General features: G+C 67.9%; 18 protein-coding genes. 15 read left to right on the top strand and 3 right to left on the bottom strand.

Annotated features, from left to right (window positions below):
- Positions 1-28: 28 nt before the first annotated feature.
- Positions 29-1,186 carry an acyl-CoA dehydrogenase family protein gene (locus AC5RVG_RS11800; RefSeq protein WP_494013980.1) on the top strand — a complete coding sequence of 386 codons (1,158 nt, stop codon included), beginning with the start codon at positions 29-31 and terminating at the stop codon, positions 1,184-1,186.
- Positions 1,187-1,213: 27 nt separating this feature from the next.
- Here the strand turns inward: AC5RVG_RS11800 and AC5RVG_RS11805 are convergent, their stop codons facing one another.
- Positions 1,214-1,447, bottom strand: a complete 234-nt coding sequence (locus AC5RVG_RS11805; RefSeq protein WP_493999711.1) for a DUF5703 family protein — start codon at positions 1,445-1,447, stop codon at positions 1,214-1,216.
- Between the two features lie 52 nt (positions 1,448-1,499).
- On the opposite strand from AC5RVG_RS11805, the gene AC5RVG_RS11810 reads away from it, so the two are divergent.
- Complete coding sequence (locus AC5RVG_RS11810; RefSeq protein ID WP_493978463.1) at positions 1,500-1,778, top strand: hypothetical protein; 279 nt, start codon at positions 1,500-1,502, stop codon at positions 1,776-1,778.
- 68 nt (positions 1,779-1,846) lie between these two features.
- Here the strand turns inward: AC5RVG_RS11810 and AC5RVG_RS11815 are convergent, their stop codons facing one another.
- The gene (locus AC5RVG_RS11815; protein ID WP_493999712.1) at positions 1,847-2,782 is read right to left on the bottom strand and encodes an aldo/keto reductase; all 936 of its coding nucleotides are present in this window, start codon (positions 2,780-2,782) and stop codon (positions 1,847-1,849) included.
- Positions 2,783-2,979: 197 nt separating this feature from the next.
- Here AC5RVG_RS11815 and AC5RVG_RS11820 point away from each other — a divergent pair, with 197 nt between their 5' ends.
- Both AC5RVG_RS11820 and mshC read left to right on the top strand, forming a co-directional pair.
- Entirely contained in the window at positions 2,980-3,804 is an 825-nt protein-coding gene (locus AC5RVG_RS11820; protein ID WP_494013981.1) for an undecaprenyl-diphosphate phosphatase, read from the top strand.
- Between the two features lie 111 nt (positions 3,805-3,915).
- The gene (gene mshC / locus AC5RVG_RS11825) at positions 3,916-5,178 is read left to right on the top strand and encodes a cysteine--1-D-myo-inosityl 2-amino-2-deoxy-alpha-D-glucopyranoside ligase (RefSeq protein WP_494013982.1); all 1,263 of its coding nucleotides are present in this window, start codon (positions 3,916-3,918) and stop codon (positions 5,176-5,178) included.
- Positions 5,179-5,328: 150 nt separating this feature from the next.
- Here mshC and AC5RVG_RS11830 read toward each other — a convergent pair whose 3' ends face one another.
- The gene (locus tag AC5RVG_RS11830; protein WP_494001254.1) at positions 5,329-6,189 is read right to left on the bottom strand and encodes a PAC2 family protein; all 861 of its coding nucleotides are present in this window, start codon (positions 6,187-6,189) and stop codon (positions 5,329-5,331) included.
- A 211-nt stretch (positions 6,190-6,400) separates the two neighbouring features.
- Between AC5RVG_RS11830 and AC5RVG_RS11835 the strand changes: the two genes are divergently transcribed.
- From AC5RVG_RS11835 to AC5RVG_RS11885, 11 genes are all read left to right on the top strand, one after another.
- Positions 6,401-7,129 (top strand): HAD family hydrolase, encoded by a 729-nt coding sequence (locus AC5RVG_RS11835; protein ID WP_494013983.1) that lies wholly within the window; start codon positions 6,401-6,403, stop codon positions 7,127-7,129.
- The gene (locus tag AC5RVG_RS11840; protein ID WP_494013984.1) at positions 7,126-8,283 is read left to right on the top strand and encodes a site-2 protease family protein; all 1,158 of its coding nucleotides are present in this window, start codon (positions 7,126-7,128) and stop codon (positions 8,281-8,283) included. Before AC5RVG_RS11835 ends, AC5RVG_RS11840 begins: the two co-directional genes overlap by 4 nt.
- 108 nt (positions 8,284-8,391) lie before the next feature.
- Positions 8,392-9,432, top strand: coding sequence for a tRNA (adenine-N1)-methyltransferase (locus tag AC5RVG_RS11845; RefSeq protein ID WP_494013985.1), 1,041 nt, complete (start codon positions 8,392-8,394; stop codon positions 9,430-9,432).
- Between the two features lie 206 nt (positions 9,433-9,638).
- Complete coding sequence (gene arc / locus AC5RVG_RS11850) at positions 9,639-11,327, top strand: proteasome ATPase (RefSeq protein WP_493978557.1); 1,689 nt, start codon at positions 9,639-9,641, stop codon at positions 11,325-11,327.
- Between the two features lie 14 nt (positions 11,328-11,341).
- Entirely contained in the window at positions 11,342-12,940 is a 1,599-nt protein-coding gene (dop, locus tag AC5RVG_RS11855) for a depupylase/deamidase Dop (RefSeq protein WP_494014131.1), read from the top strand.
- A gap of 42 nt (positions 12,941-12,982) precedes the next feature.
- The gene (locus AC5RVG_RS11860; RefSeq protein WP_493978456.1) at positions 12,983-13,186 is read left to right on the top strand and encodes a ubiquitin-like protein Pup; all 204 of its coding nucleotides are present in this window, start codon (positions 12,983-12,985) and stop codon (positions 13,184-13,186) included.
- Positions 13,187-13,189: 3 nt separating this feature from the next.
- Positions 13,190-14,026 carry a proteasome subunit beta gene (gene prcB, locus AC5RVG_RS11865; RefSeq protein WP_494014132.1) on the top strand — a complete coding sequence of 279 codons (837 nt, stop codon included), beginning with the start codon at positions 13,190-13,192 and terminating at the stop codon, positions 14,024-14,026.
- Positions 14,027-14,028: 2 nt separating this feature from the next.
- On the top strand, positions 14,029-14,760 hold the full coding sequence (prcA, locus tag AC5RVG_RS11870; RefSeq protein ID WP_494013986.1) for a proteasome subunit alpha: 732 nt from the start codon (positions 14,029-14,031) through the stop codon (positions 14,758-14,760).
- A gap of 2 nt (positions 14,761-14,762) precedes the next feature.
- Positions 14,763-16,124 (top strand): Pup--protein ligase, encoded by a 1,362-nt coding sequence (pafA, locus tag AC5RVG_RS11875; protein WP_494013987.1) that lies wholly within the window; start codon positions 14,763-14,765, stop codon positions 16,122-16,124.
- Positions 16,125-16,208: 84 nt separating this feature from the next.
- Positions 16,209-17,117, top strand: a complete 909-nt coding sequence (locus AC5RVG_RS11880; protein ID WP_494013988.1) for an FKBP-type peptidyl-prolyl cis-trans isomerase — start codon at positions 16,209-16,211, stop codon at positions 17,115-17,117.
- A gap of 72 nt (positions 17,118-17,189) precedes the next feature.
- A complete protein-coding gene (locus tag AC5RVG_RS11885) occupies positions 17,190-17,585 on the top strand; it encodes an FKBP-type peptidyl-prolyl cis-trans isomerase (RefSeq protein ID WP_493978452.1) in 396 nt (131 codons plus the stop codon).
- Positions 17,586-17,599: the final 14 nt, after the last annotated feature.

Consider the following 17,599-nt stretch of genomic DNA (forward strand, 5'->3'; position numbering starts at 1 on the left):
TTGGAACGACGACGAAAGGACCACCGGCATGCCCGCCAGTGTTGAAGAACTGCTCCCGGACGAGCTGCTTGAGACCATCAGGGGCCGGGCCGCAGGTTACGACGAAGCGAACAGCTTCTTCCACGAAGACTTCGCCGACCTCGTCGAGGCGGGCTACCTGAAAATGTTCGTCCCGGAGGAAGACGGCGGCCTGGGCTACACGCTGGAGGAGGCAACCCGGGCACAGATGCGGCTGGCCACCGCGGCGCCCGCCACGGCGCTGGCCGTCAACATGCATCTGGTGTGGACCGGCGTCGCGCGGGTCCTCCAGGCCCGTGGCGACGACAGCATGGACTACGTCCTCGCCGAGGCCGGCCGCGGCGAAGTCTTCGGGTTCGGGGTCTCCGAGGCCGGAAACGACCAGGTCCTCTTCGATTCGCGCACCGTCGCCGCACCCCGCGGGGACGGCGCGTACGGGTTCACCGGCACGAAAGTGTTCACCAGCCTCTCGCCCGCCTGGACGCGGCTCGGTGTCTTCGGCCGCGACGATTCCGGCACCGAACCGCAGCTGGTGTGGGGGTTCATCGACCGGGACAAGCCCGGCTACCGGATCAAGGACGACTGGAACACGCTGGGCATGCGCGCCAGCCAGTCCAACACCACGGTGCTGGAAGGCGCGGTCGCCGCGCCGGAGCGGATCTTCCGGAAACTGCCGGTGGGACCCAACCCGGATCCGTTGATCTTCGGCATCTTCGCGTGCTTCGAAATCCTGCTCTCGTCCGTCTATGCGGGGATCGGCACCCGGGCCCTGGACCTCGCGGTGGAAGCCGTGCACCGCCGTCGTTCGCTGAAAACGGGCAAAAGCTACGCGCAGGATCCGGACATCCGCTGGCGGGTGGCCGACGCCGCCCTGGCCATGGACGGGCTTTACCCGCAGCTGGCGTCCATTGCCCGCGACGTGGATACGCTGGCCGACCACGGCAGGTTCTGGTTCGCCAAACTGTCCGGCATCAAGATCAGGGCCACCGAAACCGCCAAGGACGTGGTGGAGAAGGCCGTACGCGTCTCCGGCGGCGGCGGGTACTTCCGCGGCGGTGAACTGGAGCGGCTGTACCGCGACGTGCTGGCCGGGCTCTACCACCCCTCGGACGACGAGTCCGCGCACAGCACCGTGGCAACGGCCTGGCTGGGGCCGCTGGAAGACTGACGCCGGCCGCGCACCGCCTGCCGGGGGTCAGGCGGTGCGTTCGACCTTCAGTACCCTGCGACGGAGCCAGTACTTGCGGCCGCCGCCCAGGTACAACCGGGTCCGGACCAGATCCCACTTGCCGTACTCGGCGTGCTCGGTCAGCGCGCGGCGGGCCTCGCCGACGGATTCGTCTTTGTTCACGGTCAGGACCAGGTATTCGTACTGCCGGGCGTAGTCGCGTTCGCGGGTGACGGCGGCACCCAGAAATTGTTCTCTCATTGCCCTCCTGTTCTCTTCACTTATTCTCCACAATGCGGCTAACGTCTACAGCATGAGCATTGATCCGCGCGTCGCACTCGAGTCACTGGTTTCCGCCCTGCAAGAGCACCTGGCCGCCGCATCCAGCCGCCGGGGTGATGACGATCCTGCCGTGGAAGCGGCCTTCTCGTCCATTATGGAATCGTTCGAAACCTACGAGGACGCGCTCTACGATGCTTACGGCGAAGTGACCCCGCTGGTCATTTACGACGAGTCGGACGACGAGGGCATGGACGAACCCGACGACGTGGTGGACCCCTTCGACGACGATCTGGAGATCGAAGAAAAGTAGCACGCCCCCGAGGCCGCCCGGACCCGATCAAGCGTTGACGGGCCGGCGCCGCCGCGCGGGACGGAACGTTACGGCGTGGAAATCTCGTCCAGCGCCTGGCCGATCGCGGCGGGCAGGGCGTCCAAGGGCGCCTTCAGGATTTCTGCCAGCTGGGCGGGGGTGCGGGGACCCACCACGGCCGTGCCGACGGCGGGCCGCTGCAGCACCCAGCTCAACGCCAGGTCCAGCGGCCGGACGTCCAGGCCGCGCGCCGCCGTGGCCAGCGCATCCACAATCCGGGCCGGCCGGCCGCTCAGGTACGGTTCCACGTACCCGGCGCGCTGCTCGGAGGCGGCCCGGGAATCGGCCGGAATGCCGGTGCGGTACTTGCCGGTCAGGACGCCGCGTCCCAGCGGCGACCAGGCCATCAGGCCCGGCCCGAGGGCCCGCGCCGCCGGAATGACTTCGTGTTCGGCCCGGCGGTGCAGCAGCGAATATTCGTTCTGGACCGCGACCAGCGGAACCGGGCTGATCGAGGCAGCCCGGGCCAGCTGCCAGCCGGAGTAGTTGGAGACTCCCACATAGCGGGCGCGGCCCGACGAGACCGCGTGCTCGAGGGCGGACAGGGTCTCTTCCAGCGGCGCGCCGCCGTCGTCCCAGAGATGGACCAGCCACAGGTCCAGGTAGTCCGTGCCCAGCCGGGCCAGGCTGGCGTCCAGGCTGCGCAACATAGCGCCGCGGGACGTGTCCACCTCGCGCCGGCCCTCGCTGCGCGTCACGCCCGCCTTGGAGACCACCAGCACCTCCTGCCGAGGAACCAGTTCGCCCAGGAACGCCCCGAGCATGGCCTCGCTGCGGCCTTCGGCGTACGGCGCGGCGGTGTCCAAAAGGGTGCCGCCGGCGTCCAGGTAGGCGCGCAGCATGGTGCCCGCGGCCTCCTCGTCCGTTTCCTCTCCCCACGTCATCGTTCCCAGCGACAGCTGCGGGACCTTCAGCCCGCTGTGACCCAAGCGATTGTGCTCCATAAAGCCAGCTTATGGCCTGCGCTGCCGCGCCCTTGGCAGCGGCCCGCCGACGCAGGCGCGTGCCTCGTCCTCCCGCACGGGCAGCCCATCCGCCCCGGCCCCGCGCCGGGTGCCCGGCGTCGTGCCGTGGGCGGATCTTCGCGCCGCGGCTGTGTCCGTTTCCGTTCCGCGGGCCTTGGTGCCATAAGGTCGAGGATGTGAATTGGCTAGAAGCAATCATCCTGGGGCTCGTGCAGGGCCTGACCGAGTTCCTCCCGATCTCATCCAGCGCGCACCTGCGCATCATCGGAGAGGTTCTGCCCGGTGCCGCCGATCCCGGGGCCGCCTTCACCGCCATCACCCAGCTGGGCACGGAAACCGCCGTCGTCGTGTATTTCTGGCGCGATATCGTCAACATCATCAAGGCCTGGTTCGGCTCGCTCACCGGCAAGGTGCCGCGGAACGACCCGGACGCCCGGATGGGCTGGCTGGTCATCATCGGCTCGATCCCCATCGGTGTGCTCGGGCTGCTGTTCCAGGACCAGATCGAATCCACCTTCCGCAGCCTGTGGATCGTGGCCACCATGCTGATTGTCTTCGGCGTGTTCCTGGCCATCGCCGACTCCATCGGCCGCCAGGTGCGCACGCTGGACAAGCTCACCTACAAGCACGGCATCCTGTACGGGCTGGCCCAGGCGCTGGCCCTGGTCCCGGGCGTCTCCCGCTCCGGCGGCACCATCACCGCCGGCCTGTTGATGGGCTACACCCGCGAGGCCGCCGCCCGGTATTCATTCCTGCTGGCGATTCCGGCGGTCTTCGCCTCGGGCCTGTACCAGCTGGCCAAGAGCTTCGGCGAACCCGGGCCGTACGGGCTGGGGGAGACGGCGCTGGCCACGGTGGTGGCCTTCGGCGTCGGCTTCGTGATCATCGGGTGGTTCCTGAAGTATGTGTCCACCCGCAGCTACCGGCTCTTCGTCTGGTACCGGATCGCCCTGGGCGCGCTGTTGTTCGTGCTGCTGGGCGCCGGAGTCATCAACGCCTGACCTGCGGGAATTTATCCGGCTCCTGCATCCTTGAATGTTAGGAGCGTCATTTACGACGGCGGCCCCGCCCGCCATCCGCGTCCGTTCACCTCATCGGAAGGAAACCCAAGAGTGCTTGGTTGGAATGCCCGTGCCGTACCCGAAATTCCGGGCGGCAAAGACGAACTGACCATCCACGACACCTCCGTGGGGTCGCTGGTACGGCTTGAGCCGTCCTCGACGGGAAGCCTGTACGTCTGCGGCATCACCCCGTACGACGCCACGCACATGGGCCATGCCGCCACCTACGTGGCCTTCGACCTGCTCAACCGCTATTGGCGCGACGCCGGGCGCACCGTCAACTATGTGCAGAATGTCACGGACATCGACGATCCGCTGTTGGAACGCGCCGCGGCCACCGGCATGGACTGGCAGCTGCTGGCGAAGGACCAGACCGAGCTGTTCCGCACGGACATGGAAGAACTCAACGTCATCCCGCCCGGCGAGTACATCGGAGCGGTGGAATCGATCGAGTGGATCGTTCCGGTGGTGGAGGACCTGCTGGCCCGCGGCCTCGCGTACCGCCTACCGGGCACCGGCGGCGAGCCCGACGGCGACGTGTACTTCGATTCCGTTGCCGCAGCGGGACCGGGCTGGCACAACGGCGCTACCTCCAGGTTGACCGAAGATCAAATGCTGCCGCTCTTTGCCGAGCGCGGCGGCGATCCGGAGCGCCCGGGCAAGAAACACCCGCTGGACGCACTGTTGTGGCGCGTTGCCCGTGACGGCGAACCCGAGTGGCCGGGCGCCTCGCTCGGCCCCGGCCGCCCCGGCTGGCACATCGAGTGTTCGGTGATCGCGCGCAAATTCCTGCCGGAAACCTTCGACGTCCAGGCCGGCGGCTCGGACCTGAGTTTCCCGCATCACGAAATGAGCGCCGGGCACGCCTACGCGATGACCGGCAAGCCGCTGGCCAAGCACTTCATGCACGCTGGCATGGTCGGCCTCGACGGCGAAAAGATGAGCAAGTCCAAGGGCAACCTCGTGCTGGTCTCGGCCCTGCGCGAAGAAGGCGTGGAGCCGGCTGCGATCCGCACCGTGCTGCTGGGCCAGCACTACCGCAGCGACTGGTTCTGGACCGGGGATCTGCTCCGCCAGGCGCAGGCGCGGCTTTCTGCGTGGCGCGGCGCGGCCCCCTATGTGCAGGCCGAACAGGTACCCGAGCTGGCACAGCAAATCCGCCAGGCGCTCTCGAACGACCTCAACGCACCCGCGGCCCTGGCCGAAATCGACGGCTTCGCCGAGCACTCCCGGCAGCAGGCCGGAGGGCAGGCCGGTGACGGCGCCGGGCAGTTCGCGGCGCTGCTCGACGCGCTGCTGGGCATCCGGCTCTAAGCCTAGAGTTAGGGCCGGAGGCGGGAACCACTAAGCCGCGCATCGCCGAGCGAGAAGGGCGGGGCGGGCAGGGACCCGGCGTGGCGACGAAGTCGACACGACTGGGCCCGCCCCAACCGGCTAAGCGGCGTGTGGTTCCCGTGGAGGCCCCTACTCTTTACCGCGCTTTTTGAGGTAGCGCTCGAATTCGCGGGCGATGGATTCCCCGGTTGCCTCCGGCAGCTCGGCCGTGTCCTTGGCCTCCTCCAGCTGCCGCACGTAGGCGGCGACTTCCGGATCCTCGGTGGCAAGTTCGTCCACGCCGCGCTCCCACGCTTCGGCTTCTTCGCTCAGGACGGACACTTCCAGCGGGACCTGCAGGATGTCCTCCAGCCGGTGCAGCAAAGCAAGCTCGGCCTTGGGGGAGGGCGACTGTCCCACGTAGTGCGGCACCGCGGCCCAGACGGACATCGTGGGAATGCCGGCCAGCGAGGCGACATCGGACAACACTCCGACGATTCCGGTGGGGCCTTCGTACTGGCTGGACTCGGTATTCAGGGCGCGGCGGACGTCGTCGTCGTCGCTGGTGACCGTGACGGGAATGGGACGCGTGTGCGGCACGTCGGCCAAGAGGGCGCCTACCAGGATGATGCAGTCCACGCCCAGCTCTTCGGCGTGGGCCAACAGTTCCGCGGTGTACGCCCGCCAGCGGTAGGACGGCTCCACCCCGTGGACAAAGATAATGTCCAGCCGGCTGCCCGGGATGCTGCTGCGCGTCAGTTTCGTCGTCGGCCATTTGATCCGGCGTTCCCCGGAGGCGGTGCGGTGCACCACCGGCCGGGTGAACTGGAAGTCGTAATAAAGATCCGGGTCCACCGTGGCCACCTTGTGGCTGTCCCAGAGCCGGCTCAGGTACTTGACGGCATCCGTGGCGGCTTCGCCGGCATCGTTCCAGCCTTCGAATGCAGCCAGCATCACGGTATAACGCCGCGGTGTCTCGCCGGGCTTCGTCTGCGGGAACAGCAAGTGCAAACCGCGCTGCTCGCCGTCGCCTTCCGTGGGCAGGTCGCCACTGTCCTGAGTACTCACGGTTTCACCCTAATCCTCCCGGCACGGCTTGTCAGTGAGCCGACATTCGATTCGCGCCCAGCATAGCCCCCGATTCCGGTGCCGTAGCCCCGTGCCGGAGCCCGTGATGGGGCCGATGCCGGGGCCGGGCAGGAAGGGCCCGTAGACTGGATGCATGCCCAAAATTTCCCCTTCCCCCGCTGCGTCCAGCCATCCGTCGTCCGGCCTGCAGGCCGTTTTCTGGGACATGGACGGAACGCTCGTCGACACCGAGCCGTACTGGATCGAAGCCGAAACCGAATTGGTTGCTTCGTTCGGCGGGGTGTGGGACGACGAACTGGGCAAAAAGCTGGTGGGCAATGCGCTGGAGACATCCGCCGCCGTGCTGCAGCAGGCCGGCGTCGAACTGGGCATCCGCGAGATTGTCGACCGGCTGATCGACGCCGTGACCGAACGCGTCCGCGGGCGCATCCCGTGGCGCCCCGGCGCACGGGAGTTGCTCGCGGAGCTGGCCGGGGCAGGCATTCCGTCGGTCCTGGTGACCATGAGCGAGACCAAGCTCGCCGCCGAAGTGGTCAGGGCGCTGCCCGAGGGCAGCTTCCGCCACGTCGTCACCGGTGACATGGTCACGCGCGGCAAGCCGGACCCGGAACCGTACCAGCAGGCCTTCGACTGGCTCAGCGGCCACCTGCCCGGCGCCGACAAGCAGTACGTCGTGGCGCTGGAAGACTCGGTTCCCGGGGTTGCCTCCGCCGAAGCCGCCGGCCTCGTGACCGTGGCCATCCCACACGTCGTGCCCGTTCCGCTGGCACCGGGGCGCCCGCACTGGGACAGCCTGGCCGGAAAGGGCCTGGCGGACGTGGAGGGCGTCCTGGTGGGCGCCGCCCAGGAAGCAGGAGTATGAGCACGCAAACCCCCCGGCCGGCCGAGGAAAAGGAACGCAGCGAAGGCATTCCCCTGGGCCGCATGTTCGGCGTCCCGGTGGTCCTGGCCTGGTCCTGGTTCGTGATCGCCGCCTTCATCGTGCTGATCTTCGGCCCCCAGGTGCAGCGCCTGATGCCGGAGATCGGCGTGGGAGCGTACGCCGTGGCGTTCGGTTACGCGCTGCTGCTGCTGTTCTCGGTGCTGGTGCACGAACTCGCCCACGCCCTGACGGCCCGGACCTTCCGGTGGCCGTCGGCCAAGATCGTGCTCAATCTCTGGGGCGGCCACACACAGTTCGACAACTTCAACGCCACGCCGGGCAAGTCCCTGCTGGTGGCCTTGTCCGGGCCCGTGGCCAACTTCGCGCTGGCCGGCGCCGGCATGCTCGTTCTGCCGCTGTTCCGCGGCGAACCGATTCCGTTCCTGCTGACCGACATCTTCATCTGGGCCAACTTCCTGGTGGCCGTCTTCAATATCCTTCCGGGGCTCCCGTTGGACGGCGGGCGTCTGGTGGAGACCGCCGTCTGGAAGGCGACCGGCAGCCAGGAAAAGGGGACCGTGGCGGCGGGCTGGGCCGGTCGCGCCATCGTGGTGCTGCTGGTGATCGGCGTGATCGGCGTCCCGTTGCTGCGGGGCGGCACGCCGGACCTCCAGCTGGTGGTGCTCATGGTGCTCGTGTGCGGTTTCCTCTGGATGGGCGCCAGCTCGGCCATCTCGCACGCCCGGATGCGCTTGCGGCTGCCGTCCGTCAGCGCCGGGCAGCTCAAGCTTCCGGCCGCGTCGCTGCCCGCCACCGCCACGGTGGACCAGGTGCGGCAGCTGATCCAGGGGCACCCCGGGCTCTCCGTGGTGCTCACCGCCGCGACCGGCCAGCCCGAAGCAGTCGTGGACCGCACGGCGCTGGACCAGGTGCCGCCGCCGGCCGCCCCCCGGACTCCCGCCGCGGCCGTCTCCCGGGCCCTGGCGCCGGGGGCCTACGTGCCGGAGGCGGCCGCCGGCCAGGAGCTGGTGCAGTACCTGGCCCGGCTGGCCGGCAGCGAGTACGCCGTGATCGACGGCGAGGGCCGCGTCACCGGCGTGCTCCAGCAAAGCACGGTGGTCCGCGCCATCACCGGCAAGGCCGGCAGGCTCTGATCCCGCCGGTCGGCGCCGGGAACACGGCCGCCGGCCGGAATACAATCGACGAACCGGCCCGACACACACCGCCGGGCCGCACACACAACGACCGGAAGTGATCCACGCATGAGCTCCACCACCAGCGCGCACGGCGCCGACCAGCGACGCGGGCCGTTCCGGCCCGGGGAACGGGTCCAGCTCACGGACGAAAAGGGCCGGATGAACACCATCACCCTGACGCCCGGTGGCGCGTTCCATACGCACAAGGGCTTCCTGCCGCATGACGAGGTGATCGGACGGCAAGAGGGAACGGTCGTGGCCAATACGGTGGGCCACCGGTACCAGGCCCTGCGCCCGCTGCTTTCGGACTTCGTGCTCTCCATGCCGCGCGGTGCCGCCGTGGTCTACCCCAAGGACGCCGCCCAGATCGTGACCATGGCGGACATCTTCCCGGGCGCCCGGGTGGTGGAGGCCGGGGTCGGTTCGGGTGCCCTGAGCATCTCGCTGCTGCGCGCCGTGGGCGACGGCGGACGGCTGCACTCGTTCGAGCGGCGCGAGGAATTTGCCGACGTTGCCCGCGGCAACGTGGAAACGTTCTTCGGCGGACCGCACCCCGCCTGGCAGATCTCGCTGGGAGATTTCCAGGACGAAGTCGTCAAAGCCGAGGAGCCCGGCAGCGTGGACCGGGTGGTGCTGGACATGCTGGCGCCGTGGGAGTGCCTGGACGCCGTGGCAACGGTGCTGGCGCCCGGCGGCGTCTGGATCAGCTACGTCGCGACCGTTACGCAATTGTCACGTACTGCCGAGGCGATCCGGGCCGACGGCCGGTTCACCGAGCCCGACGGCTGGGAGTCGATGGTCCGCGGCTGGCACCTGGAGGGCCTGGCCGTCCGGCCCGACCACCGCATGGTGGCGCACACCGGTTTCCTGCTCACGGCCCGCCGGCTGGCCGGCGGCGAGACGGGACTGACGCCCAAGCGCCGTCCGTCCAAGACCGGCTTCGCCGCCGAGGACGTGCAGGCGTGGACCGGCAACGAGGACGATTGGAATGCCGAGGCACTGGGGGAGCGGACCGTGTCCGACCGCCGGCTTCGCCGCGCTGCCAAGGATGCCGCCTCCACCGTGCAGCGCGGAGCGTTCAAGGACATCAACCCCGAAACCGACTGAGGGCGGGACGCGGGCCGCTTCCGTGGGGGCATCGGAACAAGATGTCTCGGTTTGGCGTTTTCTTTCGTAGACAGGTGCAGCCGGGGCGGGGGCCGGTTAGTGTCTAGGGAAGGAACCGATCACGGAAGCAGGTCGCGGTGATGAACGACCAGAACCAGAACAACCAACCGGCACCGGCTGAACGGCAGGACGACCAGCGTGACGCGTTGACGGTCGCCCAACGCCAGATCAACGTCCTGCGCGACAAACTCCGCCACCTGGACAAGCAGTTGGCCGCGGCCACCCAAAACAATTCCCGCCTCGTCTCCACGCTCGAGACCGCGAAGAGCGAAATCGTCCGGCTTAAGTCCGCCCTCGAACGCGACGGCGAAACCCCCTTCAGCTTCGCGACCATCACCCAGGTCAACAAGGCGCAGCGGCCGCGGCCCGGCACGAGCAACGCTGCCGTGGTGCAGGAGAGCGTCGACATCGTGCAGTCCGGGCGCAAGCTGCGCGTCGCGGTCAGCCCTTTGGTGAAGATGGACCACCTCGCCCCCGGCCAGGAAGTCCTGCTCAACGAGTCGCTCACAGTGATCGCCGCGCTCGGCTTCGAGCGCTCCGGCGAACTGGTCACCATCAAGGAAATGCTCGACGGCGACCGCGTCCTGGTGGTGGGACGGGCCGACGAGGAACGGGTCGTCAAGCTGTCCGGCGCCCTGCGGACCGAACGGCTCCGTGTCGGCGACGCCGTGTCCATCGACGCCCGCAGCGGTTACGCGCTGGAGAAGATTCCCCGCAGCGAGGTGGAGAACCTCATCCTCGAGGAGGTGCCGGACATCTCCTACGAGGACATCGGCGGCCTGGGCCCGCAGATCGACCAGATCCGCGACGCCGTCGAGCTTCCCTTCCTGCATCCCGACCTCTACCGCGAGCACGGCCTGAAGGCCCCCAAGGGCATCCTGCTCTACGGCCCTCCCGGCTGCGGCAAGACGCTGATCGCCAAGGCCGTGGCCAACTCCCTGGCCGCCAAGGCCATCGAGCGCAGCGGCACGGACACCCGCAGCTACTTCCTGAACATCAAGGGACCGGAACTGCTGGACAAGTACGTGGGCGAGACGGAGCGGCACATCCGGCTCATTTTCGCCCGGGCACGCGAGAAGGCATCCGACGGCAGCCCGGTGGTGGTCTTCTTCGACGAAATGGATTCGCTGTTCCGCACCCGCGGCACCGGCGTGTCGTCCGACGTCGAAACGACCATCGTGCCGCAGCTGCTGTCCGAAATCGACGGCGTCGAGAAGCTGGAGAACGTCATCGTCATCGGCGCCTCCAACCGCGAGGACATGATCGACCCGGCCATCCTGCGCCCCGGCCGGCTGGACGTGAAGATCAAGATCCACCGGCCCGACGCCGAGGCGGCCGCGGACATCTTCGCCAAGTACCTCACCACCAACCTCCCCATCCATGCCGAGGACCTCGCCGAGCACGGGCAGGACCGCAAGGCGACCATCGACGCGATGATCCAGCGCACGGTCGAGGAAATGTACTCCACCGACAAGTCGAACGAGTACCTGGAAGTCACCTACGCCAGCGGCGACACGGAAATGCTCTACTTCAAGGACTTCAATTCCGGCGCCGTCATCCAGAACGTGGTGGACCGGGCCAAGAAGAACGCCATCAAGGACCTGCTGACCAACCAGCAGAAGGGCCTGCGGATCGAGCATCTGCTCAGCGCCGTGGTGGACGAATTCCGCGAGCACGAGGACCTCCCCAACACCACCAATCCGGACGACTGGGCCCGGATTTCCGGCAAGAAGGGCGAACGGATCACCTACATCCGCACGATCGTGCAGGGCAAGGCCGGGCAGGAGGCCGGCAAGGCCATCGAAACGATGTCCAACACCGGGCAGTACCTGTGAGCGTCTATCGCGTGATGGGTTCGGAGACGGAGTATGGCATCCATGCTCCCGGCGAACCCCTGGCCAACTCCACGGTGCTCTCCTCGCAGGTGATCAACGCGTACGCGGCGACCATGCGGAAGGGCCTGGGGAACCTGGCCGGCACCCGGTGGGATTACACCGACGAGGAGCCGCTGCACGATGCCCGCGGATTCGACCTGTCGCGTGACCAGGCGGACCCATCCCAGCTCACCGATGTCCCGCCGATCCTCGACGCCGAGCAGATAGCGCTGGCCGGCGGCCGCGCGGCCGGCAACGAGTTCTACACGGACGAATCCTCCGGCGTGCTCATGAACATGGTGCTCAGCAACGGGGCCCGGCTGTACGTGGACCACGCCCATCCGGAATATTCCTCGCCCGAGGTGACCAACCCGCTGGATGCGGTGCGCTGGGACAAGGCGGGCGACGCCGTCGTGCTCGCCGCGATGCGCAGGATCGCCGCCACGCCGGGATTCTCGCCGGTGAACCTGTACAAGAACAACACCGACAACAAGTCGGTCTCCTACGGCGCGCACGAGAACTACCTGATGCCGCGCAGCGTGCCGTTCAACCGGATTGTCACCGGCTTGATTCCGTTTTTCGTGTCCCGGCAGGTCGTGTGCGGTGCCGGGCGGGTGGGGCTGGGCAGCAACGGCCGCACCCCTGGCTACCAGGTCAGCCAGCGCGCGGACTTCTTCGAGGCCGAAGTGGGGTTGGAGACCACCATCCGGCGGCCCATCATCAACACCCGGGACGAACCGCACGCGATCGCGGACAAGTACCGGCGGCTGCACGTGATCATCGGCGACGCGAATCTGAGCGAGGTGTCGATTTTTTTGAAGATGGGCACCACCTCCGTCGTGCTGTCGATGATCGAACACGGCGAGGTACCGGACGTCCAGCTGGCCGACCCCGTGCAGGCGCTGCAGGCGATCAGCCACGACCCCTCCCTGCAGCAGAAGGTACCGCTCAAGGACGGCAGCATGGTCACCGGCCTGGACCTGCAGGAGATCTACCTGCAGGCAGCGGTGGAGCATTGCCGCCGGCACGGGACCGACAGCGGCCAGACCGCGGACGTGCTGCGGCGCTGGGCTGCGGTGCTGGACACGCTCCGCCGGGACCCGATGGACGCCGCCGACCAGCTGGATTGGGTGGCCAAGCTCAAACTGCTGCAGGCCTACCGGGACCGGGACGGCATGGAGTGGGGCGACCCGCGCCTGGGCCTCATCGACCTGCAATATGCCGACGTGCGGCCCGAGAAGGGCCTCTACCACCGCCTGGCCGCACGCGGCCGGATCCGCCGGTTGCTCTCGGACGCACAGATCGACGCCGCCGTGGGCGAGCCGCCCGAGGACACCAGGGCCTACTTCCGCGGGAAGTGCATTCAACACTTCCCCCGCGAGGTCGTCGGGGCCAGCTGGGACTCGGTGATTTTCGATCTTCCCGACCGGCGCCGGCTGCAGCGCATCCCCACCCGCGAGCCGTTGCGCGGCAACCGCGCACTGACCGGCAGGCTCTTCGAGGAAGCTTCGTCGGCAGAGGACTTCATCACGGCGTTGCTGGGCCCCGCGGACGAGCCCCACGTGGCAACATAAGCACTAGGACAGAGTCGATCGTCCCACCAGAAGGAGGCCATCATGGCAACCCAGGACCGCAAGAACGTGGACTCGCGCCGCGACGACGAAGAGTACGACGACGAGCCCACGCCCGAGCCTGCCGCCGCACCGGCCGCGCAGGCCGAGACCGAAGGCACGGATGATCTGCTGGACGAGATCGACGGCGTGCTGGAACAGAACGCGGAAGAATTCGTGCGCGGTTTCGTGCAGAAGGGCGGCCAGTAATTGATGGACATGCCGGCCGGCGGTCCGGGCTCGGTTTTCGCCCACATTTCCCATTCAGCCACCGCCTCCTTCAGCGAGTATCTGGCGCGCACCGCCCCGGATCTGCTGCCGGGCGCCCGGGGGGCCCAGCAGCTGCCGGCGGGGGCGGCACCGATGGTGCCCCACGGCACCACCATCGTGTCGATGACGTTCGCCGGCGGCGTGCTGATGGCCGGCGACCGGCGGGCAACCATGGGCAACCTGATTGCCAGCCGGCACATTGAAAAGGTCTTTCCGGCCGATTCCCATTCGCTGCTGGGCATCGCCGGCACCGCCGGCATCGCCCTGGACATCACGCGGCTCTTCCAGGTGGAACTCGAGCACTACGAGAAGATCGAAGGCACGCTGCTCAGCCTCGACGGCAAGGCCAACCGGCTGGGCGCGATGATCCGGTCGAACCTGCCCATGGCGATGCAGGGCCTCGCAGTCATTCCGCTCTTCGCCGGTTTCGATGCCGAGCGGCGGGTTGGCCGGCTGTTCTCCTACGATGTCACGGGCGGACGCTACGAGGAGCAGGAGCACCACAGCGTAGGGTCCGGATCGGTCTTTGCCCGCGGGGCGCTGAAGAAGCTCTGGCAGCCGAACCTGGAGGAAGCGGCGGCGGTCCGGGTGGCCGTCGAAGCCCTGTACGACGCCGCCGACGACGACTCGGCGACCGGGGGACCGGATGCCGTCCGGCAGGTGTGGCCCGTGATCTACACCGTCAACGCCGCCGGCGCCCGCCGGATCCCGGACCGGGAACTCGCCGCCACGTCCGAGGCCGTCATCGGCGCGCGGGCCGTGGCCGGACGGGAGGCCTGAGCATGACGCAACAGTTCTACGTCTCGCCCGAACAGCTGATGAAGGACCGGGCGGACTTCGCCCGGAAAGGCATCGCCCGGGGCCGTTCCGTGGTGGTGCTCAGCTGCTCCGAGGGAATCGCGCTGGTCGCCGAAAACCCCTCGCCGGCGCTGCACAAGATCGGGGAAATCTACGACCGGATCGCGTTCGCCGCGGTCGGCAAATACAACGAGTTTGAGAGCCTGCGCCAGGCCGGGGTCCGCTACGCCGACGTGCGCGGCTACTCCTACGACCGGGACGACGTCACCGGCCGCGGCCTCGCCAGCGTGTACGCGCAAAGCCTGGGCGCCGTGTTCACCGCCGACAGCAAGCCGTTCGAAGTGGAGCTTGCCGTCGCCGAGGTCGGCGATACGCCGGGCGACGACCGGCTGTTCCGGCTGACCTTCGACGGGTCCATCGCCGACGAACGCGGTTTCGTGGTGATGGGTGGTTCGGCCGAGGCGGTGGGCGAGAGGCTGCGCGGCAACCCGGCCGCGGACCGGGACTTTTCCGGCGCGGTCCGGGCGGCGGTGGCCGCCCTGTCCGGCGGGACCGGCGAGCAGGACGCGGGGCAGGGCAGGGAACTGCGTCCCGAGGGCCTGGAAGTCGCCGTCCTGGACCGCGACCCGCTGTCCACCCGGGGGAGCCGGCGCGCCTTCCGCCGGTTGCCGACCGCTGAACTGCACCGGATATTAGGCGAGGGAATGGACGGCTAGCCATGGACCGACGCATCTTCGGGATCGAGACCGAATTCGGCATTTCCTATTCGGCGCCGGATTCGCGCCCGCTCTCGCCCGAAGAGGTGGCCCGCTACCTCTTCCGCAAGGTGGTCACGTGGGGCAGGTCGTCCAACGTGTTCCTGACCAACGGGTCCCGGCTGTACCTGGACGTCGGGTCCCATCCCGAGTACGCGACCGCGGAATGCGACGACGTCGCCCAACTGGTGGCGCAGGACCGGGCGGGGGAACTGATCCTCGAAGACCTGATGAACGAAGCCCAGGAGCGCCTGGCTCGGGAGGGCTTCGGCGGCAGCGTCTACCTGTTCAAGAACAACACCGATTCTGCCGGGAATTCCTACGGCAGCCACGAAAACTACCTGATCCCGCGCAAACTGGAATTCTCCCGGCTGGCCGACATCATGATCCCGTTCCTGGTGACGCGGCAGATCCTGGTCGGCGCCGGCAAGGTGCTCAAGACCCAAAACGGCTCTATCTTCGCCTTCTCCCAACGCGCCGACCACATTTGGGAGGGCGTCTCGTCCGCCACCACCCGGTCACGGCCGATCATCAACACGAGGGACGAACCGCACGCAGACGCCGAGTACTACCGGCGGCTGCATGTCATCAACGGCGACTCAAACATGTCCGAGTCCACCACCATGCTCAAGGTCGGGACGGTGGACCTGCTCCTGCGGATGATCGAAGCAGGGGTCATCATGCGCGACCTCCGGCTGGAAAACCCGATCCGCAGCATCCGGGACATCTCGCACGACCTGACCGGCCGCAGACCGCTGAAGCTGGCCAGCGGGCGGGAGATGTCCGCGCTGGCCATGCAGCAGGAATACCTGGCCAAGGCGCGCGGGTTCGTCCAGGCCAACGGGGCGCACAGCCCGCACGTGGAACGCATCCTCGATTTGTGGGAACGGACCCTGGCGGCCGTCGAATCGGGCGACCACCGCGGCATCGAGCGGGAGATCGACTGGGCCATCAAGAAGCGGCTGATCAACCGGATCATGGACCGCCAGGCCATCGACCTGGATCACCCGCGTATCGCGCAGGTGGATCTGACCTACCACGACATCTCCAGCCGGCGCGGCCTCTACCACCTGCTGCAGGCACGTGGGGAGGTGGCCCGGGTGGTGGAGGAACAGGACGTCAAGGACGCCGTGGACCGGCCGCCGCAGACCACCCGCGCCAAGCTGCGCGGCGACTTCGTCCGCGCGGCCCGGGAAAACGGCCGCGACTTCACGGTCGACTGGGTCCACCTGAAGCTCAACGACCGCTCCCAGCAGACCATCCTCTGCAAGGACCCGTTCAAAAGCGAGGACCCCAGGGTCGAGGCGCTGCTCGCCACCTTGTGACCTCGCCCCGTATTCCAAGCGGATCACCAGATTTCTCTGCGAGAATGTCCCGTGCCCGCAAGTTCCGCGATAAGAAAGTCGATTGTGCGCAAAATACTATCCATCCTCCTGCCGGCCGCCCTGCTGCTCACCGCGTGCGGCGGCAACGGCGATTCGGGTTCGGACAGCCTGGATGACATCTCCGTGACCTCCGGCGCCGAGGGCGCCGCCCCCGCCGTCGAATTCGCCGCGCCGCTGGAACTGCCCGAATCCCGGGCCGAAGTCATCACCGAAGGCGAGGGGGACGGTGCTGCCGCGGGCCAGTGGATCCGCTACCGGCTGCTGGCCAAGGACGCCGTCACCGGGGAACAGCTCGGCGAGACCTACTCCGGGCTGGCCGACCAGACGGTGGAACTGAGCGAGGGCTTCGAGACCGCCGACCCCGCCCTGTACGAGGCGCTGCTCGGTTCCAACCCGGGCAGCGAAATCGCCTACTACGTCCAGCCGCCGGCGGATGCCGGTGCTTCCGCGCCCGCCCAGAACCCGCAGCTGCTGTTCCTGACCGTGCAGGACGTCAAGGACAAGGGCGTCAAGGCCGACGCGGCCGAGGTCGCCGAGCTGGAGAAGGCCGGCAAACTGCCCGAGATCACGCTCGACGACGAGGGCGTCCCCTCGGTCAAGATCCCGGAAGGCAACGACGCCCCGGACAACCTCATCGTGAAGGTCCTCGAAGAAGGCGACGGCAAGGAAGCCACCGAAACCAGCACCGTGAAGGCGAACTACGCCGGGTGGAACTGGGCCGAGGGCACCGAATTCGATTCCAGCTTCTCCCGCGGGGAGGCGACCGAATTCCCGCTGGACGGCGTCATCGAAGGCTGGACCAAGGGTTTGACCGGCCTGAAGGAAGGCGCCAAGGTCATGCTGTCCATTCCCACCGAACTGGCCTACGTCCAGGGCCAGGGAGATGCCGTGGGTGACCTCATCTTCTATGTGGAGCTGACGGACGTCCGGTAAGGGATGCCGCCGCACCGTGCGGTAACGTAGCCGACGCAGCACCAGATACACGTCAAGCAAGAGAGGTTCAGCATGTCTTTTGGCAAGCGCGAATACGACCGCACCAAACCCGAGATCGACTTCCCGGGGACCGAAACCCCGCAGGACCTGGTGATCGAAGACATCATCGTGGGAGACGGCGCCGAGGCCAAGGCCGGCGACACCGTGTCCACCCACTACGTGGGCGTCGCCTGGTCCACCGGTGAAGAGTTCGACGCATCGTGGAACCGCGGCGCACCGCTGGACTTCCGCGTTGGCGTCGGCCAGGTCATCCAGGGCTGGGACCAGGGCCTGCTGGGCATGAAGGTGGGCGGCCGCCGCCGGCTGGAGATCCCGGCGCACCTCGCGTACGGCGACCGCGGCGCCGGGTCCGCGATCGCGCCGGGCGAATCGCTGATCTTCGTGGTGGACCTGCTCGGCGTCCGCTGAGCCCGACCGGCAGC

Source organism: Arthrobacter senegalensis, assembly GCF_059091765.1.

What these genes read in the sequence shown, in the direction of transcription:
- AC5RVG_RS11815 (WP_493999712.1), bottom strand. Translation starts at nt 2,782, where the DNA reads ATGGAGCACAATCGCTTGGGTCACAGCGGGCTGAAGGTCCCGCAGCTG.
- prcB (WP_494014132.1), top strand. Translation starts at nt 13,190, where the DNA reads ATGGACATGCCGGCCGGCGGTCCGGGCTCGGTTTTCGCCCACATTTCC.
- AC5RVG_RS11860 (WP_493978456.1), top strand. Translation starts at nt 12,983, where the DNA reads ATGGCAACCCAGGACCGCAAGAACGTGGACTCGCGCCGCGACGACGAA.
- AC5RVG_RS11810 (WP_493978463.1), top strand. Translation starts at nt 1,500, where the DNA reads ATGAGCATTGATCCGCGCGTCGCACTCGAGTCACTGGTTTCCGCCCTG.
- pafA (WP_494013987.1), top strand. Translation starts at nt 14,763, where the DNA reads ATGGACCGACGCATCTTCGGGATCGAGACCGAATTCGGCATTTCCTAT.
- AC5RVG_RS11805 (WP_493999711.1), bottom strand. Translation starts at nt 1,447, where the DNA reads ATGAGAGAACAATTTCTGGGTGCCGCCGTCACCCGCGAACGCGACTAC.
- AC5RVG_RS11845 (WP_494013985.1), top strand. Translation starts at nt 8,392, where the DNA reads ATGAGCTCCACCACCAGCGCGCACGGCGCCGACCAGCGACGCGGGCCG.
- prcA (WP_494013986.1), top strand. Translation starts at nt 14,029, where the DNA reads ATGACGCAACAGTTCTACGTCTCGCCCGAACAGCTGATGAAGGACCGG.
- AC5RVG_RS11885 (WP_493978452.1), top strand. Translation starts at nt 17,190, where the DNA reads ATGTCTTTTGGCAAGCGCGAATACGACCGCACCAAACCCGAGATCGAC.
- dop (WP_494014131.1), top strand. Translation starts at nt 11,342, where the DNA reads ATGGGTTCGGAGACGGAGTATGGCATCCATGCTCCCGGCGAACCCCTG.
- AC5RVG_RS11840 (WP_494013984.1), top strand. Translation starts at nt 7,126, where the DNA reads ATGAGCACGCAAACCCCCCGGCCGGCCGAGGAAAAGGAACGCAGCGAA.
- AC5RVG_RS11800 (WP_494013980.1), top strand. Translation starts at nt 29, where the DNA reads ATGCCCGCCAGTGTTGAAGAACTGCTCCCGGACGAGCTGCTTGAGACC.
- AC5RVG_RS11835 (WP_494013983.1), top strand. Translation starts at nt 6,401, where the DNA reads ATGCCCAAAATTTCCCCTTCCCCCGCTGCGTCCAGCCATCCGTCGTCC.